This window comes from Phycisphaeraceae bacterium, from assembly GCA_019454185.1.
GTDB lineage: Bacteria > Planctomycetota > Phycisphaerae > Phycisphaerales > UBA1924 > JAHBWV01.
Genome location: CP075368.1, coordinates 2,475,021 through 2,498,464, shown reverse-complemented (window position 1 = coordinate 2,498,464; position 23,444 = coordinate 2,475,021). Strand labels below are relative to the sequence as shown.

Genomic DNA, 23,444 nt, shown 5'->3' with positions numbered 1-23,444 from the left:
TCAGACCAGTAGCCGCCAGTTGTCGGCCAGTTGAAGGAGCGAGTGCCAGGGAGCGATACGCAATCCGCAGATTATCTCAGGGATTCCTCGCATCACGTCCGACATTGTGCATAATGCCTGCTCGATCTGCGCAGGGCTTGCTGAGCCCGCGCGGCCGCGGAAGGGGACGATTGATGCCTTGTGTTCATTCCTTCGGTGGATCGCGCTGTCTCCCGATCATCAGCGCGGCGGTCATTGCAAGCATGACAGCCCAGGCGCAGGAACTCGCTCCTGCACTCTGCACGCCGCTCCCCTGTTTGCGTGTAGCAGTCGGGCCGTTCACGATTCCCGCAGACTGGACGTTTATACCCGATCGTCGGCCTGTCGCGGTCATCACCCTCTCGAACGGGAACTACGAGTTCAACAGCGAGGGGATGGCGACATGGTGGCACGCAGGCAACACGCCGAAGGACGACGGCATCCAGGGCGGCATCGCGAACAACAGTGTGCCGGATGCATTCGATGAACTCCTGCGTCGAATGAACGATCTGTACAATCTCGGCTTCCGGCGCATCCAACTCCGACTCCCCGCAGGGAATGTCAGCGAGGCGTCCGGCTTCGCCGATTCTTCTCAGTACTGGCCGATGGCCGGCTGGCGCCGCGACGGATTCCGCGACTATGTCGGGACGTGGATCAAGTCCAAAGCCGCCATTGGTGACCCTGTCAACCTGAGCATCTACGCCGGATACAAGGTGACCGATCCCTGCACGCTCGGCATGAAGGATTCGTACCTCCCCGATTTCTCACGCGCAGGAGACGTCTGCGCGTACTACCAGAACATCAAGCCGTGGATGGACCTGGGCATCGCGGAATACTGGTTCGACAACAGCAGCCCGTACTGGCCGATGTACATCACGCTCCAGCAAAGCCCCGATTACCTGACTCGAGAAGGCACGCCCCGGATCATCCTCGGCGGAGAGGCCGTGCCGGCGACCACGGGCAATTGCGCGACAGGCCCCGACAAACTCAAAGTCCCTCATCCCACCGCGCTCGCCGCGGGTCCGTGGGTCGCTGCCTATCGCTTCGCACGCTCTCGCTATTCATACGACGACGCCTTCGTCTCGTTCGATCCTCTGACGACCGAGGTCGGGCTCATGCTCAACAACCTGCGCACGCCCGCGGGTTGCGGCCCCGCGCCCCAGAACAGCCCTCAGGGCAAGCTCTGGGACTTCGCGGATGCCCGCAGGTTCCATGAGAACGGCTGGGTTCTCTGGGGCTTCCTCACCTACGGAACCTCGACCTTCGGCAATCCCAATGATTCTGATGCCTACACCTTCGATTACACCATGCCCAACGGGCGTTCCATCGAAGCGATCCAAAGGATCTACGACTTCGGACGCATCACCGCTGTCGCGGATTTCGATTGCGACGGTCGGATCGAAGTCGGTATCGGGGGTAAAGACAAGGCCGCATTTCTGGAGGCCTGGAGCGCGAACCTCTTCACCTCTGACCCACACCCCACGTATCTCATGGGGGACATCAACGGAGACGACCACGTCGATTTCGAGGACCTGCAGGACTTCTCCGCCGCCGCAGACAACTGGCAGCTCTGGCGTATCGTCGATCCCGCAGACCTCGGCGTACCGCACTGGCGACCCTGATCGCAGGCACCTCGGATCACGCAGCGGTCGTCGCGGTTCTCACGACCTTTGAACGGTTGAGCTCAACGCCCCTCGTACAGACGATCCGCCAGCCAGTCGTGCAGCGTCGGCACCGCCTTGATCTTCCGCGCTGTCGCGTCCACGTCGTACTCAACGCGAACAAACTCCGCGCGATCAGGGTGCAGGATCGTGTAGCAAGCCCGCGGATCGTGGTCCCGCGGCTGTCCGACCGAGCCCACGTTGATGATCGCCTTCTCGTCTTCCGAGAACTTGTAACTCGACTCGCCGAGCTCGTTCGGGGGGTAGAAATCCGGCTCGTTCGTGAACACACCGGGCACGTGCGTGTGCCCGACAATGCACAACCGCTCGACACGCCCGAAGATCGACTCGATCTTGTCCGGAGAGTTCATCACATCATCCGGAAAGATGTACTCGTTGATCGGCCGACGGGGCGAGCCATGCACGGCCAGCACCGGGAAACCCATCCCGTTCAGCGTCTCGAAGACACGCACACGAAGCTTCCCGAGAAACTCGTACCGCTTCGCACGCAGGCCCGCGTCCGGCTCCGCATCGAACTGCTCCCGCGTCCAGTACGCCGCGGCTTCCGCGCCCGGGTTGAAATTGGTCGGCTCGTAGAGCACGCCGAAGTCATGGTTCCCCATCAGCGACCACATGCACCGCTCGCGCACGATGTCGACGCACGCGAGGGGCTCCGGGCCGTAGCCGACGATGTCCCCGAGACAGATGATCCGGTCAATGCTGCGGGAATCGATGTCGCGCATCACAGCGCGCAACGCCTCGGCATTTCCGTGGATGTCGCTGATGATCGCGATCGACACAAGCACTCCTCGCTTCAACCGGACACCGCCGACCAGATACTGCGATACGCACGCCCCGTTCGTCCCGGGTTGCCGACGACCCGCCAACCAGATCGCCCCTCCTCGGGGTGCCGATCCTAGTGAATCCCGCAAAGTCAGGCAATCGCAACGAAAGGAAGCGCGCCGTCATCAAAGAGAGGCGACAAAGCCCCTCACAGACCGCAACCTCGCCCCCAGATTCCCCCAGCGTTCACCTCAAACCCCTCAATCGCCGATGAACCGACCGTTCACCGATTCACTCTCCGACACCGACAGATAAGATCACTTGGTCTCACGCCTCACGCAAGCCAAACCGCGCCTTCCTGAGGCCCTCCACGTCCGGTAACGTATCGCCCGACCAATCAGAACACCACGGCACACACGAGGAACGACATGCCAGCCGCAAGCGTCACCTACCAGCGGACCCGCGAGATGACCATCGACGAGCTGTTGCTCGAGAATCGCATCTGCTTCCTCGCGCAGGACATCAACAACGTCTCCGCCACGCGCGTCATGATGCAGCTCCACTATCTGGAGAACCAGAAGCGAGGCCAGGAGATCTCCCTCTACATCAAGTCGCCCGGCGGCTCCGTCGACGACACCCTCGCCATCTACGACACCATGCGCCTCATCTCATCCCCCGTCGCCACCTACTGCATCGGCTACGCCTACTCCGGCGCTGCCGTCCTGCTCGCCGCGGGCGCCAAGGGCAAGCGCTTCATCCTCCCCCACGCCAAGGTCATGATCCACCAGCCCTACGGCGGCGTGACCGGTCAGGCCGAGGACATCAAGATCCAGGCCGAGCAGATCATCAAGATGAAGGCCGAGCTCAACCGCATCCTCAGCCACCACACCGGCCAGGCCGTCGAGACCATCCAGCGCGATGCCGAGCGCGACAAGTACTTCACCGCCGAAGAGGCCAAGGCCTACGGCATCGTCGACGAGATCCTGAACGAAGCCCAGGCCCAGGCCGGCGTCATCCCTGGCGTCCGCTGACGCACGACCCGCATCGGAGCTCTCACCAGCCCCCACACTCCAGCATTTGGCCCTTTGGCCCTTTGCCATTTGGAACTTTCCCATGTCCGGCTACCTCGTCCCCATCGTCATCGAAAAATCCTCACGCGGCGAGCGCTCCTACGACATCTACAGCCGCCTCCTCAAAGACCGCATCATCTTCCTCGGAAGCCCCATCGGCGATGAGATCGCCTCCCTCGTCGTCGCGCAGCTCCTCTTCCTCGCCAACGAGGACCCCAAGCAGGACATCCACCTCTACATCAACTCCCCCGGAGGCAGCGTCACCGCGGGGCTCGGCATCCTTGACACCATGAACTTCATCCAGCCCGATGTCTGCACCTACATCATCGGGCAGGCCGCCTCCATGGGCTCCCTCCTCGCCTGCTCCGGCGCCAAGGGCAAACGATTCGCCCTCACCAACGCCCGCAACCTGATGCACCAGCCCCTGCTCTCCGGCGTCATGGAGGGTCAGGCCACCGACATCGAGATCGAGGCCCGCGAGATGCTCCGCCTCCGCGACCGCCTCTACCAGGTCTACGCCTCCAATACCGGCAAGTCGATCGACCAGATCGCCCGCGACTGCGACCGCAACAAATGGCTCGACGACAAGGAGATGATCGAGTACGGCCTCATCGACAAGGTCCTCACGAGCATGCCCCAGTCCACGCGCACGCACAAGGACGGCGACGATATCTGAGCCGTCCTCTGAACAGACTGGCCGACACTTTTCAATGAGTCCCGCCCGACCCTGCGCAGGGCGTCAGAGCCGCGCGCAGACCTACAGTGGCACATGCCACGAGCATTGGTCATCCGCGCCCAGGGGACGAACTGCGACAAGGAACTCTGCCGCGCGTTCGAGAGCGCCGGAGCCGCCCCATCGCTCCGCCACCTCGATGCCCTGATCCGCGACCCCTCGCAGATCGATGAGTTCGACCTCATTGGCTTCCCCGGCGGGTTCTCCTACGGCGACGACATCGCCTCCGGGCGCATCATGGCCGCACTCGTGCGCGAACGCCTCTACGTCCCGCTCCGCGATGCCGTGCGGCGCGGCTGCCCGATCATCGGTATCTGCAACGGCTTCCAGGTGCTCGTCCAGGTCGGTCTCCTCCCCGGTCCGCTCGACGGCGTCTGGCCGACCGACCGCGCGCCGAAACAGACTTGCGCGCTGACGGAGAACGCCGGCGCACGCTTCATCGATCGCTGGGTCGAGATCGCCCCCGTCCCCTCCTCCCGTTGCGTCTGGACCGCGGGCATCGATTCGGTCCACGCCGATCACGCCGATCGCGCGCACGGGATGCGCCTCCCCATCGCCCACGGAGAGGGGCGATTCGTCACAGACTCCCCCGCGACGCTCGAACGGCTCGAGAAAGATGGTCTCGTCGCACTTCGCTACGCAACCGATGTCAACGGCTCTGAGAACGCCATCGCAGGCATCTGCGATACCAGCGGGAGAGTCTTCGGCCTGATGCCCCACCCGGAGCGATACCTGGAGTGGAACCGGCACCCATACTTCACCCGACTCGACAGCCGGCTCAGGTCCCAGGAAACCCTCGGGCGACGGATCTTCCAGAATGCCGTCGCCGCCGCTTCGACATCCGCCCGGCCCTCCGGCCGCCCGCAGATGGTCTGAACCGCACGCGATCAGCCCCCCGAGCCCATCCGACATCTCGATACACTCACATCGCATGACGGCCACGCGACTCCAGCGATCCGCACGCGCCGGCATCGGCCTGAACGCCATCGATACCGATCGTCCCTGCACATCATGCGGCTACAACCTCAAAGGTCTGACCCCGGGCGGGCCGTGTCCCGAGTGCGGCACCGTGATCCGCCCGCGCGCCGGAGCGAACGAGATCGCCGCGCCGCTCCTCGACGCTCCCCGTTCCCTTGTCACGGCGATCGGCTACGGATGCCTCGGGCTGGCGATGATCAAGGCGGCTCAGATTGTCATCACGATCACCCTTGCCTGGGGTGGCGCGTCGGCCCTGTGGATCCATGCCATCTCGCTCTGCTTCGGCATCGCGTGGGCCTCCTTCGCCTGGCTCGCAACGCTCCCGCGCCCGGGCGCATCACAGTCAACACCCGGCGCACTCGCCGAAGGAGCGATCCGCTGGGCCGCACGCCTCTCAGCACTCCTGATTCCCGCGGCATCGCTCGCGTTCCTCGCCGCCACGGTCATCGCCAATCGTGGACTACCGAACACGCAACTGGAGGTCGCCGGCTCGTGGATCCACATGGGAGGCCAGATCTCTCCGATCTTCCTCGCCCTCACGGTCGCAACTCTCGCGCTCTCGGGCGCGGAAGAAGGAATCGCCTGGCGGACGCGAGCCGCCGCCGCTGCGATGGTGGTCTCGTTCGTCGTGAGCATCTTCGCCTGGTGGCTCGCGTCGAAGGGCGCGACCGGCGTGGGCGCGGGGATCTTCGTGGTCATCGCCGCCGCCGTTCTGCTCGGCGCGTGGACACTGCTGATGATCGGTCTCGTCCAGGTCGGCATGATGATGCTCTGGGCCGTGAGATACGCGGACGAGTCCGCCGACCGCGAGCAGCGTCGTCTCGAACGTGAGGCCCGCGAGCGCGAGCGATTCAAGGTGCCCGCATCGAGCCCCATCGGCCCATACATGGGCACGCTGCCGAGAAAGAACAAGCGACCGACCGACCCGGCGTGAGCGAATCGTGCACGCATCGGCAAGCACCCCGAATCGACGGCCGATGCTCTACGATTCGGCATGACCCGGGCGCGTGACAAAGTACTGCTCGCCATGTCCGGCGGCGTGGATTCCTCCGTCGCCGCCGCGCTGCTCCTCCGCACGGGCTACGACGTGGTCGGCTGCTTCATGCGCCTCGGCTCCCCGGGCGAAACCCTGGAGACCATGACGAGGGATGAGGGCGGGGCGTGTGCAAGAGGTACTGGTGGTGTCAGTGGGGCGAGTGGTGGGGGGGTAAAGGTCGGGCATCAGGGGTGCTGCTCGATCAACGACGCCGCGGATGCGCGTCAAGTTGCAGCAGAACTCGGCATCCCGTTCTACGTCGTGAACTTCAAGCGCGACTTCGGGCGTGTGATCTCGTACTTCGTGGACGAGTACGTCAGGGGCCGCACACCGAATCCCTGCGTGCGTTGCAACGACTGGCTCAAGTTCGGAAAGCTCCACGACTACGCGGTCCAGATCGGCGCGACGCACGTCGCCTCGGGACATTATGCGAGAATCGATCGCGAAGGCCCCTCCCCGCGGCTGATGCGTGGCGTCGATCACGGCAAGGACCAGAGCTACGTTCTCTTCGGCGCGCCGCGCGAGCGGTTGGCCTCGATGCTGCTCCCGATCGGCGAGATGGAGAAGCCGCGCGTGCGCGACCTCGCGCGCGAACTCGGGCTGCCCGTCTTCGACAAGCCGGATTCACAGGAGATCTGCTTCGTCCCTGACAACGACTACGCCGGCTTGGTCGAGCGGGTCGCGCCGGAGCAGGCAAGGCCCGGTCCGATCGTGAACGAGCGGGGCGAAGTGGTCGGCACCCACGCCGGGCAGCACAGGTTTACCGTCGGGCAGCGCCGAGGCGTGAAGCTCGCGCTGGGGACGCCCGCTTATGTGCTGGAGCGAGACGCATCGACGAACACGGTGCGGATCGGCCCGCCCGAAGCCCTCGACATCGGCTCGCTCATCGCGTCCGAGGCGAACTGGCTCACCGATCCACCCGCCCCCGGCCAGACGCGAGTCTGCCTGGCCCGGTATCGCTCCAACGGTCGTGCGGTTCCCGCCAGCGTGCGAACGCTCGCCCCGCTCGGCGCCGATCAGCCATCCCCCTCCGGACGCCATGAACGGTTCGAGGTCGTGTTTGAAGAGCCGCAGCGCGCCGTCGCGCCTGGCCAGGCGGTCGTGCTCTACGACTCTTCGGAGCCCGACTGGGTGATCGGCGGCGGCTGGATCGCCTCCGTTGGCTGAGCCGCGAGGTGTTGCTCCGCCTGAGCGATCGCTTCCGCAGTGATGATCGCCCTGGTCAGCTCGGATCGAAGCCGGCCGAGCAGCCCGAAATACTGGAAGAGCCAGACGAGCAGGGCGATGCCGGCGCATGCCGCAAAGAAGACGGCGCCCGCGATCAGCCACCCGACGAAACGTCCCCCGATGCCGCACGCAACAACAAGCACCAGCAGCGTGATGATCAAGCCGAGCGTTGCGTACGCGTTCGACGAGGCGTTCCGCAGCTTGAGACTCGGAAACCGCATCGAGATCACATGGATGTACCGGAGCCCGCAGTAGATCACGATCGCGTGAACGAACCGTGAGATCCACGAGAGCATCTCGGCATATGAGAACGACATCATTGCCCCGCCGGACCCGATCGCCACGGTCCCTGACAGCACGCCCCGGAACACCGACCCCGCAACCGCGTTGAACAGAATCACGGCCGAGGCAAAGGGCAGGAGCACGCGCAGGCGCACCCGCCAGTCCCGCGCGCTGTCAACGCCCACAAAGGCCGGGTCAGGCGTCGAAAGCATCCACCACCCGAAGAGCATCGTCGCAAGCGTCGCGATGTCGAAGAACGCGTCCATGACGCTCATCGACCCGATCTGGAGAGCCGCGAACATCATCGCGAGCGGGATCTTCGGGACCCAATCGAAGATGTAGATCAGAGACGCGACCAGCGCGAGCGTCGCACCCCCGCGCAGGGTCCGCACATACCCGGGCGATGCGTAGCGAAAGAGATTTCCGCGCAGCGACCTCGCGATCGGCGTGCCGCACTCCGGGCAGTGGCCCGATTCAGGAAGCCCGGCCAGGTCATACCCGCAGGAGAGGCAGCGGAGCGATGGGATGGAGGGGGGTGTGCTCATGTCGTCGGTCTTGGTGCATGTTCTCGGATGAGTTTCTTTCGGATTGTGCGCAAGCGATTGAGCGCGCCGCGGGTATTGAAGCACACGAGAAAAAGGGCGATGCAGCAGGCGATGCAGCCGGCCATGCCGATGGCGAAAAGATGACTGCCAAGAAGACCGCCGTATGGATCCAGCACCCGCTGCATAGGCGCAATGAGAACGAGCGATGAGGGGATCGAGCAGAGCAGGAGCGCTCTGGCCGAGTCACGCAGGCGTTTGCTCTCCAAGCGTCGGGCCAGATCCAGCGACGTGAGCATCTGGGAGACAATGAGACCTTCCGCAGCGACAAGCACCAGCAGCCATGCAGGGTTGACGCCCGGGGCGTGCGGCAGCGGGAGCAGCGCGCCCAGGTGCGGCCTGTAGCGGAGCAGCAGCACCCCGACCGAGAAGCCCAGAGCCATGAGAGCAACAGCCGCGATACGAACACGCGAAGGGGCCTGGGGATCCGCTCCCGCTCCCGACGGACTGCGAACGCATTCGAGCGAGACAACACCGCTCGCCCAGACGATCAGCGACAGCGGCATCAGATGAGAAAACGTCGAGAGGATCGGGTATGTCAATCCCGGAAGAGCTGCGGCATTCATCAAGCTGACCGCGAAAGCGCACAGAGCAGTGCATGGCGGTGCGAGCGTGAGCCAGACGCAGATCGCCAGGGCGCGCAGGTATGCCGCGGGCAATCGTCGGGCTTCGGCGCGGGAGATGTGAACCGGGAAGGTACACTCCGGACAGATGCTGTCCGACGCAAGACCCCGCAGGTCGTAGGAACAGGCGAGGCAGGGGATGTGTCCAAGCGAGTCTGCGTCGGGCTCGCGCGGCACACCATAGCCAGTCATCATGCATCAGAATGTACCGAGTGGGCTGCCCGATCGCCCTCTACATCGACTACGCTTGGCGCGGCTCTATGAAGGCCCACTGCCAGCTCGCGGGCTCCAGAGCCAGTCCCGGCATCGGGCCCAAGGGGATCGCACGTGGCGACGAAGCACATCGGAATCGTGGCCGTCAGTCCGGAAGGCGCCGCTCTGGCCGTGCGAGCCATCTCGCGCCAGGCCTCAAAGCTTCTCCCGCCCCACGATCACCCCCGCGTCTCGATGCACAATGAACCCCTCGCTCATTACATCGACGCTATCCGCGCCGATGATTGGCATTCGGTAGGGTATCTCCTCAGGCGTTCGGCGGATGTTCTTGCTGGATGTGGTGCGCAGTTCGTGCTCACCCCGGACAACGCTGTCCAGCACGGCGTACACCTCGCCGAGGTCGGGTCGCGGATCCCATGGATCACGATGACCGACCTGGTCGCCCGCAACGTCGAGCGGGACGGGCGCAAAAAGGTCGGGCTGATCGGGACCAAGATGGTGACCTATGGCTCGACATACCAGACACATCTGGCGATTCGAGGGATCCAGGTCCTCCCGCCCGAACCCAACGAATCGGATCTTCTGGATGAGATCATTTTCGGTGAACTCATCTACGGCAAGTTCCGTTTGGAATCGCAGCGTGCCGTGCTCGGGATCATCGGCCACCTCGCCGAGCGTGGCTGCGAGGGCGTCATCCTCGGGTGCAGCGAGGCCCCCTTGCTGGTGACGCCTGAGAACGCAGGACTCCCCGTCTACGACGCCGCGGACATCCTCGCCGAGGGCGCGGTGCGATACGCGATGTCGGGGTGAATGCCCGGATTTTGTGCGACCGAGCAACCTCCGAAAGTCTCGGGCCGAATCTCTCCGCGTCCGCAGTTCGCGCCCTCCGTACCAGGTCCGGGTCCTCGATACTCCCCATCATCGGAACGAGTGAGGAACTTTGGATGGGAAATGGGGTCGGGAACGGCTGGACGCCGGGGCATGGGGTGTGTTATGCTGGGGGGGTCCGCTGGCGGCAGGGTCAGCGGCGTGGCCTCCGGAGCTGGCTCTCGCAACGGGAGCCACGCAGGAGCTTTGGAGAGCCGGGCACGACGCAACGTGTGGTCACTGGGGGCGTAGGACCGCGCAGTGTGTCGCTTCCTTCGGGCAGGGCGTGCGGGTCGCCGCGAGGCAGATGGAGCCGGGCATGAGCGTTCGCAGAATCCGGTCGGTTCTTGGTCTTCGCTCCTCAGAGAAGAAGCGGCGGTCCACCGCGCACGAGCTCACCGCACGCGCGGGAACCGCATCCTTCTTTGACACCCTCGAACGTCGCCAACTCCTTGCCTTCCCGGACACCACGTCCGCGATCGCGCTGACGTTCGGTGCGGGCGGCGTCGCCAACGAAGTGGACACCATCGACACCACCTCCGACGAAGGGTGGTACAGCTTCACCACCCCGACCTCCGACTTCATCACCGTTCTCGCAGACGCCGCGACATCCGTCGGCAGCACGCTGAACACACGCATCGACCTCTACATCGAGAGCAGCGCGACCCCGGGCTTCGCGGTCCCCGCTCGCGGTGCCAACGACGTGATCCTCTCGGCGACAGGCAACGGCACGACCAGCTCCGGCACGCCGACCGATGCTTGGATCGGCTTCGTCTCCGAGCCCGGCCAGACATACTTCGTCCGTGTCCGCCAGGAGGGCTCGACCACCGGTGCGTACACCCTGCGCGTCGATCGCGAGTCCGGCTCCATCACGCCCAACGCCGCCGGCAACATCGTCACCACCGCGGGCTCGCTCCCGCGTCGCGGCGCCGACTTCATCTACCGGGTCTCGAACGGCTCGAACAACGCGTTCAACGCCTTGACCTTCATCGGAGCCGAGGCGGATCCGACAATCCTCGACACACGCGTTGAGATCTACAACGCGCAGGGAACGCTCATCACCGCCGACAGCAACTCCGGCGTCGACAGCAACGCTGCGGCGTGGTTCAAGGCCAATCCCAACCAGACGTACTTCATCCGCGTCCGCAGCGACGAGTTCCTCTCCGGCCGCCCGGCCTCCGGCGCGTACAGCGTGCGCCTCCAGTCCAGCCCGGTGAACATCCCGATCGACCCGGTCACCAGAACCGGCACGGTCGCCGCCCCACTCGTCGCACAGGCACGGGTCTACTCGTTCACGCCCGCCGCATCCGGCCTCGGTATCGTCCAGGGACTCGGCGTCGGACTTAATCGCGTCGACGATCCCGCGATCCGCCTCTTTGATAGCGCGGGCAACCTGCTCGCGTTCAACGATAACTTCGCGGGGCTCAACTCGCAGATCACCTTCAACCTCTCCAGCTCCCAGCAGTACTTCGTCCTCTTCGATGGCTTCTCGTCAACTCCCCCTGTGGCCGGCAAGACATATCGCGTGATTGTCGCCGCGAACGCGACGGTGCAGCCCGTGGATGGTGTCGACGACCACGCCAACATCGGCGACTGGGCCAACGCCACGCCCCTCCGTTTCGGCGCACCCGCAGAGGTGCTGCCCACGATCGACTGGAAGGTCACCGCCGTCGGCGGCGGGCGCATCGCGACCGCCGGCGACACCGATGTCTTCGTCTTCGTCCCGCCCAAGAGCATGCTCGGCATCTACCCGGGAGAGGTCGATCCCGATGATCCCACGATCTGGTTCGCGGGCGAGGATTCTGCGGGCAATCCGATCGAACTCCGCCCTTCGTCGCGTCTCACGCTATTCGCCAGCCCCGGTCTCGGCTTCCTCAACACATCGATCGAGGTCTATCGCTTCAATCCCGCTGCCGTCGATCCCGGCCAAGGCAACGACGGCTTCGAACTGGTCTACGCGAACAACAACGCGACCATCCCGGATCAGGGCGTTTCGGGCATGTACGACCCCGCGCAGGCCGATCCGGGCGCGATCGACTTTCTCTCCGGCTTGCTCGGCGAGAATGTCACAGGCATTCCCGTCTGGGCCGGTCAGCCGTATTACATCGTCGTCTCGGGCAACGGTGTCGGCGCGTACTCGCTGGTCGTCCAGGTCGATGCCCACGTCGAGACACCCAGGCAGTACGACTACAGCACGTTCCCGGACCCCCTCGCACCCGTCACCCCGGTCTATCCCTTCACACGCGACTTCGAGTTCGGCGACGAAGAAGAGTTCGGCGGCACCGTCTTTGTGCCCCCCAACAACGGCACCGGAGATGTGCGTTTCCTGAACGCCGTGCTCAACGCGTTTCCCTTCGTGGTCGCCTCAGAACTGAGTCTCTACCAGGATCGCATCGTCGCCTCCGACGACCTCGAAGACGTCTTCTGGATCACGGAATACCGCCAGACACGCCTCCCCTCGCTGCACGACTTCGACGATGTGGACATCTACGAGTTCACCGCGCCGTACACGGGCACCTTCGAGATCCGCATCAACACCACCTCGCTCGCAAATTCCCACTACGTCGAGTGGACCGACTGGTACTCGGAAGAGTTCTTCCCCGATCCCGCCGATCCCCCCACAGACGTCAATGGCGAGCTCTTCTTCGAGTTCTACAACAGTCTCCTCGACAGCGCGCTCCGCATCTTCAACAACGATTTCGAGCAGATCGCCTACAACGACGACAACGTCGCCGTCAACGGCGAGTTCGATCCCAACGTCCCCAACGTCGGCACACTGACACCCCTCGCCGGCGATGGCGACAATCCATTCGCCAACTTCACGTTCCACAGGCGCGACGCACGCGTTGTCTTCAACGTCATCGCGGGCGAGACCTACTACATCCAGGTCGAGAACGGACAGAAGTACAAGAACGGTGCCCCCCAGAGCATCGCCGACCGTGTCCTTGCTCCCGAGTCCGAGATCGACTGGCGGAGCGTTGCGGGCACCTACGAACTCCTGATCAACGGCGTCGGCAATCCGCAGAACCTCCCCGGTATCTTCTCATCAATTACCGACGACCACCCCAACGCGCTCGCGGGCGGGCTCCCGGTGTACAGCACCGTCATCGACATCAATCCCACCACCGGCTCCGGCACGATCGGCGGCGTCATCGAGACCGCCAACGATGCCGATCTCTTCGTCTTCCGCGCCACCAGCACAGGGCTGGCCACAGTCACGGTCGCCAGAACCAGTGCCATCGGCAACAACGTCGTGCCTCGCGTCGAGGTCTACGGGCCTGACGGGCTCCTCCTCGTCGAGGGACGCGCCACCAGCACGGGTGTGATCACCGTGACGCTCCCCGTCAGCAACGGCGAGCAGTACGACGTCCGCGTCTTCCAGGACAGCAGCGGCACCGGCGCGTACACCGTCACCGTCTCCAACATCCAGTACATCGACGATCACGCCGATCGCCCCGACTTCGCCAACGCTACGCCCTTCCCGCTCCAGGACTTCCTCGGTGGCGGGTCGCTCAACGGCTCCATCAACGTCCCCGGCGATACCGATATCTTCCGCTTCGAGGCGTTCACGAGCCAGGACTTCACCTTCCGCGTGACCGCGCTCAACTTCACACTCGACCCCGTGCTCGAGGTCTACGAGATCGCCGAGGATCCGGTCGGCAACCCCTACCTCGCAAGGATCGGCTTCAACGACAACGCACCCGGCTTGGGCACAACCGCCCAGCTCACCATCGGCGTGAACAACCCGCGCACGAGCGGCGCGTCCGGCAACACCTACAACACATACTTCCTCGTCGTACGCGGCGCCAGCCCCGCGCTCGACTTCGGCGCCTACCGCGTCGATATCCAGTTCCCGCCCTCCGACGACCACGCCGATGCCGGCGAGTTCGGTCTCGCCACGCTCATCATCGCCGATGCCGCGACCGGCGCCGGCTCTGAGTCCGGCACCATCGAGCTCGCGGGCGACTCCGATCTCTTCGTCTTCACCGCGCCCGCAAGCGGGGTGTCAACCGTCAACATCACCGTCCCGCTCTCCAGCACGCTCCTCCAGAGAGTCAGGATCTTCGACTCCTCGTTCACGCAGGTCGCCTCCAATCAGGATCTCAATCCCACCGACGTCGATTTCGACGTTGTCCGCGGCCAGGTCTACTACATCCTCGTCGATGCCTCGCCCAGCGCAGGGCCGAACGCCACGACCGGCACCTACACCGTCGATCTCCTCGCGCCCGCGATCGACGATCACCCCAACATCGGCGAGTTCGATCTCGCAACGCTCATCACGCTCGTTGCCTCTACCGGCGACGGCGGCATCGGGGGCCTCTCCTTCGGCGATTCCTCAAACCCGAGGATCTCACCCGCCAACGACACCGATCTCTTCACATTCGTTACCCTCGCCTCAGGGAACGTGCAGGTCACGGTCACGCCGTACAGCTCATCCGTCGTCGGCATCGGGCCTCGCGTCCGCATCTTCGATTCCGCAGGCGTGCTCGTCACCGGCCTGGACGTCTCGGCCTCGACCGGCATGGAAGCCGTATCGCTCGCCATACCCGCAGGAGCCGCGGGCGAGCGCTACTACATCCTCGTCTCCGCGATCACGCCCACCGATTTCTTCACCGTCTCGACCGGCGAGTACGCCGTCGCACTCGACGGACCTCCCGGCGTCGCGCCGCCCCCGCCCGATCCGAGCATCATCGATTTCTCGAATCCCAACGTCGCAACGCTTGACAGCCGGGGCGATGCCACCATCACGTCATCGATCTCCGTCGCCAACGAGCGCGACCTCTACACGTTCATCGCACCGGCCAAGGGCGACATCTACATCCAGCTCATCACGCCCACCGGCTCACGCCTCTCCCTCTCGCTCACGGTGCTCAACGCCGCGAACGAGAACCCATCATCTATCGTCGCCTTCGACGCCAGCGGTCTCCCCGGCGTCGCCTCGAACATCACGATCCCCCGTGCACAGGTCACCGCAGGCCAGCAGTTCTGGGTCATCGTGGACGGCATCGGCGTCGGCACAGGGACCTACACCCTCAAGATCGACACCGCGCCCGAAACCTACTACCTCTACTACCCCGAGGGCTTCTCCAGCGCGAAGATCCGCGAGGTCGTCTCGATCTCAAACGGCGGCAACGAGGCCGTCACCTACTCCGTCACGCTCCGCTACAACGACGGCACAGAGACGGTCGTCCGCTCCGGCTCGATCGATGCCGGCCGCCGAGGCGGCGTGACCATCAGCAACGGCGCGGTCACCGCCCCGGGCGTCCGCAGAGGCGTTCCCTACTCGATCGTCATCGAATCCAGCGGGCCGCTCGGCGCCACCCTCGCGCACTACGACTTCGACCAGAGCACCGGCGATTCCTTCACCGACGCCCCGAATGCCACGTGGTCCTTCGCCAGGGTCGAGCGAAACCCCGGCAACGTCGCCGACGCCCTCACCATCTACAACCCCAATCCCTTCGATGTCGTCGTCACCCTGACAGCCCACACCGCCGGCGGCCCGGTCGTTCTCACACGCACCATCGCCGCCGACCGCCGAGGCGGGTGGAACATCAGTGCCACAGACGCCCTCCCCGTGGGCATCTTCGGCGTCACACTCACCTCGGCACCCGCGGACAGCGCGAATCAGGCCGCCTTCGTCGGCATCGTCGCCGGGCTCACCCACTACGACATCGCGCGAGGCGGCGCGTACGCCATCCTCGGTCAGCCGGGTGGCGGCGCAAACGCCGGAGCCATCCCCTCCCTCACGCAGGGCGCGGGTGTCTCCTCCGAGATCGCCTTCTACAACCCCAGCTTCCTCCCCACGACCATCGTCATCACGGGCCGCTACATCAACGCCTCGCTCCCCAGTCTCAACCGCACGATCGACCTCCCGGCCTTCGGCACGGTGGTCCTCTCCGGCGAGACATTCGGCCTCGTCGCCGACCAGCCCATCGGGCTCACCTACCGCTCGAATCAGCCGGTCGTCGTCATGGCCGCCGAATACCAGCGAGGCGAGGCCAACGCCACCGCCGCGATCACCGAGGTCGGCACACGCTACTTCTTCGGCGATGCGTTCATCAACCGTGCCTCCGCGGGCGTCAATTACTTCGAGACCCTCTCGATGTTCAACCCCGCGGGCGCGTCCACGAACGTGACCGTCCGCCTGATCTTCACGACCGGCGAGATCTCACAGTTCATCGTCCCGCTCAGCGCGGGCGGGTTCGCGTCCATCAATCTCCACGAGCGCCCCGAGATCCTCAACCGTCCCACCAACGCCAACTTCTTCTCGATCGAGCTCTCCGCACCCACCCAGTTCGGCGTCGAGCTCACCCACTACGACCTCTTCCTCGGCGGCGGCTACACCCAGTCGGGCGCGCCCCTCGGCCTGCTCACGCCGCTCTCACGCATCTCGTAACAGTTCCCACCAGTTCGCAACCCACGGGGCGGGCCGCAAGGTCCGCCCCGTTTCGTTTCTCGATCCAACGCCGCCTCGACCCCTCTCGCCGGTACCCTTGGACATGGCCGCGCGTGGCTTCACACTCATCGAGACCCTGGTCGTCGTCGCGATCCTGGCGATCCTCATCGGCATCCTCGTCCCCACGCTCAGTGCCGCGCGTGAGGCCGGTCGTGCCGCGGTCTGTCTCTCGAATCTCCGCCAGGCATCCGCCATCTGCCGCGTCTACGCCGACGAGAACCGAGGGCTCTCTCCAGCGATCGGCGTGCCCTACGCCTCGATCCCGAACTGGGCACTCGTCGCCTTGGAGGGCTCTGGACGCGCAGGCACCGGCTCAGAGATGTACGGCGGTCCGACAATTCTCGTCTGTCCTTCGAGCCGCGCACGTCTCGGCCAGGAGATGACCCGCACCTACGCGATCAACGCGACAGGCCACGCCAGAGACGCCTCAGATCCGCTCCGCGCCGCCGACCCGGATCACTACGACACCGAGCAGGCCCACATTCGGCTCGATCTTGCCGATCCGGCACGGTCCGGTCCGCTGCTCTTCGACTCAGGCATCGCGCCGCCGGAGCCCGGCTCTCCCCCGCCCACGCGCACCGCCAGCATGATCGACTTCAGGCAGCCGTTGCACGTGCAGCAGCGGCTTGCGCCGGTGCACGCGACCGGGTCCATGAACCACAGCAATCTCGACGGTTCGGTCCAGACAACAAAGGCCAAGGGCACGCCTCTGCCTCAGGCATGGCGACGCCCGCTGCCGTGAGCCGCGCTCACTTCGTCAGCGTGAGCCCATCATCCCAGAGCTTGAGGTCTTTCACATCTGTCGCCGTCACCGTAGAGGCGTGCCCGTCGAAGAACAGGGCGTTGCACCCCGTGCCGTGCCGGCGGGGTTCCATGCGACGGACCAGCGGGCCTCCATTCACGTGCCCGGCAAGCCACAGGTCATACCACTGCGCGATCTGCATGTCCGTCGGCGCTGAACCGACGTAGATCGACGCGGCGTGATACCCGTTCGGATCGTCGAAATAATCGGTCAGATACACCACGCCCGATGGGTTGATCACTCGATCGATCATCGTCGGACCGCGACGCTTCCGCCAGTTGATCGCCGCAGTCGCATCCGGCACACGCTCCGTTCCGACCTTGCGGAACGGAATCGCGTTCGTCACATAGTGGATGACGTGCGCATCGGGCTTGCGGCTCGGGTCCCGGAAAAACGGCGCGCCCGCAAAGCGGTCGTTCGGCTCCTCGTCGGGAGAGATGTTCGAATCGATGTACGGACGAAGCGCGACAGCCCACGGCGGACGCTCGCGCGTCACGTTGTCAACACCCTCGCGAGGCACGAATCCGTTGTTCGAGTTCGCGTACAGGTTCATCGCGACCCCGAGCTGACGCTGATTCGAGAGGCACATCGCCGCCCGGCCGGCATCTCGGGCCTTGCTCAACGCGGGGATCATGATCGAGATCAAAAGCGCAATAATCGAGATGGCGACCAGCACCTCGATGAGACTGAAACCGCGCCCGGCGGCGGATAGCTTCCGACGCTCATGCATACAAACAGCATACCACGGGCCAGGCCCGGCAGACGCGGCTTTCAGCGATTGTCAGGCAGATCAATCGGCGCAGGGTCCGATCCCGCCGGGGCGGGGGCCGGCTCTGGGGCCGCAGCCGGAGCCGGAGCCGGGGCAGGAGCAGACTCGATGGGTGCTGGCTGCCTGGCCTCTGCCATCGGTGGCATCTCGCCCGGGGCGCGGAGCGTCACATCCAGCCGGCGGCTGTGCGAAGCCGGTACAAACACACGGTTGTTGAGCGTGCCGCCTCGCTGCCCGCTCGGCATCATCGCCCAGTCAAGCCGATCGGGGTTGACCGGGTCGGCATCGTTCTTGTCAGCGTAAAACCGCATGACAAGCTGCTGGCCGACCGGAACGTCCTTCGACCACACCGCGTGCCCGGTACGCGTATCCACGAGCGTAATCGTCTGGGGGATGTCCGTGGTGGACTGGTACACATACTTGTCGATCGAGGCCATAGAGCCGCCCGGGAAGTGTCCCGGCATGCCCTCGCAGCCCATGCCACCGACCATGATTCCCAGGGCGCCAACAATGCTGCAGACCATCCGACACTGGCTCATCGAGATTCTCCGCTCGCGTTCAGGAATCGTCCGGCACAGCCGGCATGGAGGGTAGGGCCGCCCATCGGTTATCGGTAGACTCATGCAGGTGCCTGAAGCCACGCCTCCCAACCCACGTACGTTCGGACCCCATGTTGGGGTTCGGATCGGTCATGGGTATGACCTGCACCGTCTCGAACCGCTCGGCAAGGCCGGGGCCAGGGACCGGCTGATCCTCGGCGGCATCCAGATCGAGTCCGACCGGGTCCCCGTCGCCCATTCCGACGGAGACGCCCTCCTCCACGCCATCACCGACGCCATCCTCGGAGCCCTGGCGATGCCCGACATCGGGCAACTCTTCCCCGATACCGATCCCCGCCACGCCGGTGAGGACTCCTCTGTCTATCTGCGTGAGGCCGTCCGTCGCGCCGCCTCTGCCGGCTGGAGCATCGCCAACCTCGACGCCACAGTCGTGCTCGAACGCCCCAAGATCGGGCCCTACAAGGAAGCCATGCGCACACGCATCGCCGAACTGCTCGGCATCGCTGTCGATTGCGTCAACGTCAAGGGTAAGACCCACGAGCGTGTGGACGCCGTCGGAGAGGGCCGCGCCGTCGAAGTCCACGTCGCCGCGCTCCTCACACAGCACTGACGCTCACTTCCGCATGTGCGAGCGCATGTACCGCGCCACGCCCCAGTCCGCGAGTCCCGGAAACGCCGTCGCCAGTCCCAGCGCGATCCGCGTGGGCGTGCTCGTCCACACCTCGCCCCGCGGCTTCCTCAGGCACGCCACCACCGCCCGAGCCACACGCTCCGGCGGCTGGAGCGACGTGTTCGAGCTCGAAAGCCCCTGAGAACGCGGCGAGTTCCTCTCCAACTCATCGAAGAACTCCGTGCTCGTGCCGATCGGATGCACGCTCGAGACGTCGATCCGCTCACCCGCCAACTCGTGCCTCAAGGCGCGGGCGAGATGGTCCTGGCACGCCTTGCTCGCCGAGTACGCCGCGTGGTACGGAGCCCCGATCTTCGACAGGCAACTCGAGCAGACGAGCACATGTCCGCGAGTCTCCCCCGTCGGCGGCTCGGGCCCCTCACGCATCCGGGCAACCGCCGCCCTCACGATCCAGAGCGTCCCCCAGAAGTTTGTCCGCAGCATCGCCTCCCACTCGCCGTCGGTCATGGCGAGCGAGGGCGTCTCGACCCCGTACCCGGCGTTCGCGAAAACGCCATGAAGCGGGCCGATCTCCGCCGATGCACGCTCGATGAACGCGAAGCAGTCCGACTCACGCGACACATCACACGCGAGAGCAACCGCCGTCCCGCCGATCGCGCGGATCCTCTCCGCCACCGCTTCGAGCCGCTCGGTCCTTCGCGCGCTGATCGCGATGCGCATCCCGGCCCGCGCGCACTCGACAGCCGTCGCCGCGCCGATCCCGCTGCTCGCTCCCGTGATCGCGATCGCACGGCCCCGAAGATCAACACGAGACATGGATGGACCTCACCGCCGAACCCGGCGCGTCAGTCGTTGATCGCCTTCTGGGTCTTCTCGCCCGCGGCCTCGATGTCGCGCCCCACGCCCTTCACCGTGTTGCAACCGGTCATCGCAATCGCCGCCGCGAGCGCCGCGAGCAGAGAGATCCGAGTCATCGCCTTCTTCATCGAGCTGTCACTCCTTCTGAGTCCGTTCACGCCGGAACGACCGACCGACGCACTCGGCAGATGCTAGCCGGATCACGACGCCGATGTCCGCTCCCGATGCAGCAGCCACCAAAGTTCCGGGGCCCGCATCGCCAGCGAGAGCGCGAGATAACTCCCGCCGCCGGCAGCCGTGAGCACGATCAGCGCGACGAACTGCCCGCTCCACGACGCGCCTCGCGGCAAGACCTCACCCAAGCCCCACACCGCCCCCATCATCCCGAGCGTCATCGCCAAGATCCGCCCGAACGCCATGGTGGTCGAGCGATCCATCGGGTTCACGCCCGTCAGCCGCTTCGATAGCATCGCCAGAATCACGCACTGCACGATCGCGCAGATGCTGGTGGACCACGCAAGACCGGCCTCACGGAACGGCCAGATCAGCACCAGATTCAGCACAAGGTTCACCAACACCATGCACATCGCAACGTTCATCGGCGCCCGCACTCGCCCCGCGGCATAGAACGCCCGCGTCCACACCTGATTGATCGAGAACGCCCAGATCGCCGGTGCATACCCGAGGAGCACCGCCGCGGCTCGCGCCACCCCATCCGAAGAAAATCCCCTCCCGCCGCCGGAATACACCACGAACGTCAGCGGGTCACGAACAAGGATCAGCCCCGCGCTCGCCGGCAGGCCGATGAAAAGCGAGAGCCGCAGGCCCCGACGGAGCGTCGTCGCGAACTCGCCCGTGCTGTTCGTCACGCGAGCCAGCATCGGGAAAATCGCCGTCGCGACCGCAACACCGAAGACACCGAGCGGAAACTGATACAGACGCTGCGAGTATCCAAGGATCCCGTTCGATCGTTCATCGAGCGGGTACTCAAACCCGAGAATCGTCGGGCCGACCCAGTTCGGCCACATCGCGATCAACATGTCAAAGAACGAGTTGATCTGCAGCGTCCCCATCCCGATCACCACGGGGACAAATCGGCGCAGCATCGTCCGCACCGTCTCCGCCACCCCCTCCGACGACGCCTTCAACGCAAACCGCGGACCCAGCGCCCGCACGCCCCACGCGACCTGCGCCACGCCGGAAACCAGGATGGCGATGCCGATCACATACGCCGCGCCGACCCGGTCCGGGTTCGCCATCAGCGCATACGGAAGTGCGGCCGCGATCGTGATGAGATTCAGCAGGATCGGCATCCCCGCCGAAGGGCCGAACCGCCCGTGCGTCTGCAGCATCCCCCCCAGGATCGCCGCGATACACACCATGGGCATGAACGGGAACATGACCATGATCAACTTCACCGAGAACGCCCGCTCCGCGTCGCGCCCGTCCAGAAAGAGCACGGCAAGCAACGCCAGCTCCACCAGAACAGTGATGATCCCCGTCAGGATCGCGAGTCTGCGAACGACCAGCGCGCCGAACCGCCGGGCCGCGTCCGGATCGTCACGGTCCAGTTGCGTGTAGAGCGGAATGAACGCCGCCGTGAGCGCGCCCTCACCGAGCAGCCGCCTGAAGAAGTTCGGGATCGCGAACGCCGCCATGAACGCCGAGCCGATGGCGGTGTCGCCGAAGACGCGAGCCGTGGCAATGTCGCGCCCGAGCCCCGCGATGCGTGAGACCAGCGTCAGCGACGAGAAGACACGAACCGCCCGCCCCATGGCGCTGTCGCCGGTTCTGCTCCGGTCGGGAGCGGTGGGTGGGGGGGGGCCGGGCTCGTCGGGTGGAGGCATGGGTGAGGGTGCGTCCTGCACGGATGCAAGATTATCACGTCCGACGCTAGGCGAGCGCCCGCTTCCCGGAACGCCGCCGAATCAGCCAGATCACGACAAGGCCGAGCCCCACACCCACGACATTCGCCAACAGGTCCCACCACGAGCACGTCCGGCCCAGCGCGGGTATCGCCTGAAGCCCCTCGTCGAGTGCCGCATACCCGCACGCGATCAACCCGAGCGTCCGCAATCTCGGCCGACGATGCCGCACCGCCGCCGCCAGGAGCAGCGTCCACACAAAGAACACCCCGACGTGGATGATCTTGTCCGTCCCGCAGATGGGCGAATCGATCGCCAGCCGGGGCCAGTGGGTCGCGATGAACAACGCGAGCGCGTACACCCCGAACCCAACCAGATAGACCGCACGCGGCACCGCGATCACACCCCGGTCCCGGAGGAAACCGGTGCGATCTCCGCAGCCCTCGTCACGATCTCCACGGGCGCGTCGCCCGTGGCCTGAGTGCCCACCTCTGGCTGTCTGACTGGACCGGACCCGGGCTTCGTCTCGGGTTTCGTCTCGGCGCGGCGCTCCAGCATCGCGTCCCATTCTCGCAGCATCCCTTCGGCGAGCGCCTTGTAATCGGCCGCCCCGGGAGCGGTGGGGGCGTACTCAAAGATCGTCTGCCCGAACGAGGGACACTCCGCGAGCTTGATGTTCCGCCGGATCGCCGGGCGCAGCACGCGCGCGTGCTTCCACGGCACGTCGAGCGCCCGCTGCTCGGCAAGGAACGCCTCAAGATCAGCGACAACTTCCTGCGTGTGCGTGCTCGATGTGTCGTGCATGCACAGCACCACGCCCGTCACGCGCAATTTGGGGTTGACCGACTGGGTCACAAGCCGCACCGTCTCCAGCAACTTCCCGACGCCCTGCAGCGCAAGGAAGTGCGCCTGCATCGGGATGATCACCTCACGCGCCGCCACCAGGCCGTTCAGCGTCAGCAGCCCCAGCGACGGGGGACAATCAAACAGCACAAACTCGTACTTGCCCGATGCCGCCGCCAGAGCGTCCGACAGGCGTCGGTTCCGATCCGGCGCCTGAGAGATCTCCACCTCGGCCGCCGCCAGATCCGTCTGCGCGGGCAGAAGGTCCAGATTCGGTGCGATCGCGTGCACACGCCCCTCGAGCCCGGACGCGGGATCCAGCAGCACGTCGTAGACAGACGCCTCGATCGCTGCCGGATCGACCCCGAGATGCAGCGTCGCGTGCGCCTGGGGATCAAGATCGACGACCAGCGTGGAGCGTCCGGCCCTGGCATACGCCGCGGCCAGCGTAACGGTGGTCGTGGTCTTCCCCACGCCCCCCTTCTGATTCATGAGGGCGATCAGACGCGTGGGTTTCGGGCGGGCTCCATCCATGGTGCCGGAGTATAGGAACGGCAGGATTTTCC

General features: G+C 65.3%; 20 protein-coding genes. 10 read left to right on the top strand and 10 right to left on the bottom strand.

What is annotated here, in order from left to right:
• Window positions 1-242: 242 nt before the first annotated feature.
• On the top strand, window positions 243-1,640 hold the full coding sequence (locus tag KF838_10650; protein QYK47237.1) for a hypothetical protein: 1,398 nt from the start codon (window positions 243-245) through the stop codon (window positions 1,638-1,640).
• A gap of 62 nt (window positions 1,641-1,702) precedes the next feature.
• On the opposite strand, the gene KF838_10645 is transcribed toward KF838_10650, so the two are convergent.
• The gene (locus KF838_10645; protein QYK47236.1) at window positions 1,703-2,479 is read right to left on the bottom strand and encodes a metallophosphoesterase family protein; all 777 of its coding nucleotides are present in this window, start codon (window positions 2,477-2,479) and stop codon (window positions 1,703-1,705) included.
• Between the two features lie 411 nt (window positions 2,480-2,890).
• Between KF838_10645 and KF838_10640 the strand changes: the two genes are divergently transcribed.
• The 5 genes from KF838_10640 (at window position 2,891) to mnmA (ending at window position 7,446) form a co-directional block, all read left to right on the top strand.
• Entirely contained in the window at window positions 2,891-3,493 is a 603-nt protein-coding gene (locus KF838_10640) for an ATP-dependent Clp protease proteolytic subunit (GenBank protein ID QYK47235.1), read from the top strand.
• Window positions 3,494-3,575: 82 nt separating this feature from the next.
• The gene (locus KF838_10635; protein ID QYK47234.1) at window positions 3,576-4,208 is read left to right on the top strand and encodes an ATP-dependent Clp protease proteolytic subunit; all 633 of its coding nucleotides are present in this window, start codon (window positions 3,576-3,578) and stop codon (window positions 4,206-4,208) included.
• A gap of 93 nt (window positions 4,209-4,301) precedes the next feature.
• Window positions 4,302-5,141 carry a phosphoribosylformylglycinamidine synthase subunit PurQ gene (locus tag KF838_10630; protein ID QYK47233.1) on the top strand — a complete coding sequence of 280 codons (840 nt, stop codon included), beginning with the start codon at window positions 4,302-4,304 and terminating at the stop codon, window positions 5,139-5,141.
• Between the two features lie 55 nt (window positions 5,142-5,196).
• Entirely contained in the window at window positions 5,197-6,177 is a 981-nt protein-coding gene (locus KF838_10625; protein QYK47232.1) for a hypothetical protein, read from the top strand.
• 60 nt (window positions 6,178-6,237) lie between these two features.
• Window positions 6,238-7,446 (top strand): tRNA 2-thiouridine(34) synthase MnmA, encoded by a 1,209-nt coding sequence (mnmA, locus tag KF838_10620; GenBank protein ID QYK47231.1) that lies wholly within the window; start codon window positions 6,238-6,240, stop codon window positions 7,444-7,446.
• Here the strand turns inward: mnmA and KF838_10615 are convergent.
• The gene (locus tag KF838_10615; GenBank protein ID QYK47230.1) at window positions 7,386-8,333 is read right to left on the bottom strand and encodes a hypothetical protein; all 948 of its coding nucleotides are present in this window, start codon (window positions 8,331-8,333) and stop codon (window positions 7,386-7,388) included. The two genes, mnmA and KF838_10615, sit on opposite strands and share 61 nt — an antisense overlap.
• Window positions 8,330-9,208, bottom strand: coding sequence for a hypothetical protein (locus tag KF838_10610; protein ID QYK47229.1), 879 nt, complete (start codon window positions 9,206-9,208; stop codon window positions 8,330-8,332). Before KF838_10610 ends, KF838_10615 begins: the two co-directional genes overlap by 4 nt.
• A gap of 132 nt (window positions 9,209-9,340) precedes the next feature.
• Between KF838_10610 and KF838_10605 the strand changes: the two genes are divergently transcribed.
• From KF838_10605 to KF838_10595, 3 genes are all read left to right on the top strand, one after another.
• On the top strand, window positions 9,341-10,036 hold the full coding sequence (locus tag KF838_10605; GenBank protein ID QYK47228.1) for an amino acid racemase: 696 nt from the start codon (window positions 9,341-9,343) through the stop codon (window positions 10,034-10,036).
• A gap of 376 nt (window positions 10,037-10,412) precedes the next feature.
• Complete coding sequence (locus tag KF838_10600) at window positions 10,413-16,490, top strand: hypothetical protein (GenBank protein QYK47227.1); 6,078 nt, start codon at window positions 10,413-10,415, stop codon at window positions 16,488-16,490.
• A gap of 103 nt (window positions 16,491-16,593) precedes the next feature.
• Window positions 16,594-17,292, top strand: a complete 699-nt coding sequence (locus tag KF838_10595; protein ID QYK47226.1) for a type II secretion system protein — start codon at window positions 16,594-16,596, stop codon at window positions 17,290-17,292.
• A 7-nt stretch (window positions 17,293-17,299) separates the two neighbouring features.
• Here the strand turns inward: KF838_10595 and KF838_10590 are convergent, their stop codons facing one another.
• Window positions 17,300-18,082: a DUF1559 domain-containing protein gene (locus KF838_10590; GenBank protein QYK47225.1), complete on the bottom strand. Its 783-nt coding sequence runs from the start codon at window positions 18,080-18,082 to the stop codon at window positions 17,300-17,302.
• A gap of 41 nt (window positions 18,083-18,123) precedes the next feature.
• Window positions 18,124-18,660 (bottom strand): hypothetical protein, encoded by a 537-nt coding sequence (locus KF838_10585; GenBank protein ID QYK47224.1) that lies wholly within the window; start codon window positions 18,658-18,660, stop codon window positions 18,124-18,126.
• Window positions 18,661-18,742: 82 nt separating this feature from the next.
• On the opposite strand from KF838_10585, the gene ispF reads away from it, so the two are divergent.
• Window positions 18,743-19,291, top strand: a complete 549-nt coding sequence (gene ispF, locus KF838_10580) for a 2-C-methyl-D-erythritol 2,4-cyclodiphosphate synthase (protein QYK47223.1) — start codon at window positions 18,743-18,745, stop codon at window positions 19,289-19,291.
• Window positions 19,292-19,294: 3 nt separating this feature from the next.
• On the opposite strand, the gene KF838_10575 is transcribed toward ispF, so the two are convergent.
• The 5 genes from KF838_10575 to KF838_10555 all read right to left on the bottom strand — a co-directional run bounded on the left by KF838_10575 (window position 19,295) and on the right by KF838_10555 (window position 23,412).
• Window positions 19,295-20,128: an SDR family oxidoreductase gene (locus KF838_10575; protein ID QYK47222.1), complete on the bottom strand. Its 834-nt coding sequence runs from the start codon at window positions 20,126-20,128 to the stop codon at window positions 19,295-19,297.
• 29 nt (window positions 20,129-20,157) lie between these two features.
• Window positions 20,158-20,286 (bottom strand): entericidin A/B family lipoprotein, encoded by a 129-nt coding sequence (locus KF838_10570; GenBank protein QYK49834.1) that lies wholly within the window; start codon window positions 20,284-20,286, stop codon window positions 20,158-20,160.
• A gap of 84 nt (window positions 20,287-20,370) precedes the next feature.
• Window positions 20,371-22,017, bottom strand: a complete 1,647-nt coding sequence (gene murJ / locus KF838_10565; GenBank protein QYK47221.1) for a murein biosynthesis integral membrane protein MurJ — start codon at window positions 22,015-22,017, stop codon at window positions 20,371-20,373.
• Between the two features lie 46 nt (window positions 22,018-22,063).
• Entirely contained in the window at window positions 22,064-22,438 is a 375-nt protein-coding gene (locus KF838_10560; GenBank protein ID QYK47220.1) for a VanZ family protein, read from the bottom strand.
• Complete coding sequence (locus tag KF838_10555; GenBank protein ID QYK47219.1) at window positions 22,435-23,412, bottom strand: AAA family ATPase; 978 nt, start codon at window positions 23,410-23,412, stop codon at window positions 22,435-22,437. The genes KF838_10560 and KF838_10555 overlap by 4 nt, the downstream gene beginning before the upstream one ends.
• Window positions 23,413-23,444 lie beyond the last annotated feature (32 nt).

Bases quoted from the DNA above. Each gene is read 5' to 3' on its own strand.
- KF838_10630 (QYK47233.1), top strand. From the start codon at position 4,302: ATGCCACGAGCATTGGTCATCCGCGCCCAGGGGACGAACTGCGACAAG.
- KF838_10650 (QYK47237.1), top strand. From the start codon at position 243: ATGACAGCCCAGGCGCAGGAACTCGCTCCTGCACTCTGCACGCCGCTC.
- KF838_10600 (QYK47227.1), top strand. From the start codon at position 10,413: ATGAGCGTTCGCAGAATCCGGTCGGTTCTTGGTCTTCGCTCCTCAGAG.
- KF838_10625 (QYK47232.1), top strand. From the start codon at position 5,197: ATGACGGCCACGCGACTCCAGCGATCCGCACGCGCCGGCATCGGCCTG.
- KF838_10615 (QYK47230.1), bottom strand. From the start codon at position 8,333: ATGAGCACACCCCCCTCCATCCCATCGCTCCGCTGCCTCTCCTGCGGG.
- KF838_10635 (QYK47234.1), top strand. From the start codon at position 3,576: ATGTCCGGCTACCTCGTCCCCATCGTCATCGAAAAATCCTCACGCGGC.
- KF838_10575 (QYK47222.1), bottom strand. From the start codon at position 20,128: ATGTCTCGTGTTGATCTTCGGGGCCGTGCGATCGCGATCACGGGAGCG.
- KF838_10595 (QYK47226.1), top strand. From the start codon at position 16,594: ATGGCCGCGCGTGGCTTCACACTCATCGAGACCCTGGTCGTCGTCGCG.
- KF838_10555 (QYK47219.1), bottom strand. From the start codon at position 23,412: ATGGATGGAGCCCGCCCGAAACCCACGCGTCTGATCGCCCTCATGAAT.
- KF838_10590 (QYK47225.1), bottom strand. From the start codon at position 18,082: ATGCATGAGCGTCGGAAGCTATCCGCCGCCGGGCGCGGTTTCAGTCTC.
- ispF (QYK47223.1), top strand. From the start codon at position 18,743: ATGCAGGTGCCTGAAGCCACGCCTCCCAACCCACGTACGTTCGGACCC.
- mnmA (QYK47231.1), top strand. From the start codon at position 6,238: ATGACCCGGGCGCGTGACAAAGTACTGCTCGCCATGTCCGGCGGCGTG.
- KF838_10585 (QYK47224.1), bottom strand. From the start codon at position 18,660: ATGAGCCAGTGTCGGATGGTCTGCAGCATTGTTGGCGCCCTGGGAATC.
- KF838_10570 (QYK49834.1), bottom strand. From the start codon at position 20,286: ATGACTCGGATCTCTCTGCTCGCGGCGCTCGCGGCGGCGATTGCGATG.
- KF838_10640 (QYK47235.1), top strand. From the start codon at position 2,891: ATGCCAGCCGCAAGCGTCACCTACCAGCGGACCCGCGAGATGACCATC.
- murJ (QYK47221.1), bottom strand. From the start codon at position 22,017: ATGCCTCCACCCGACGAGCCCGGCCCCCCCCCACCCACCGCTCCCGAC.
- KF838_10610 (QYK47229.1), bottom strand. From the start codon at position 9,208: ATGATGACTGGCTATGGTGTGCCGCGCGAGCCCGACGCAGACTCGCTT.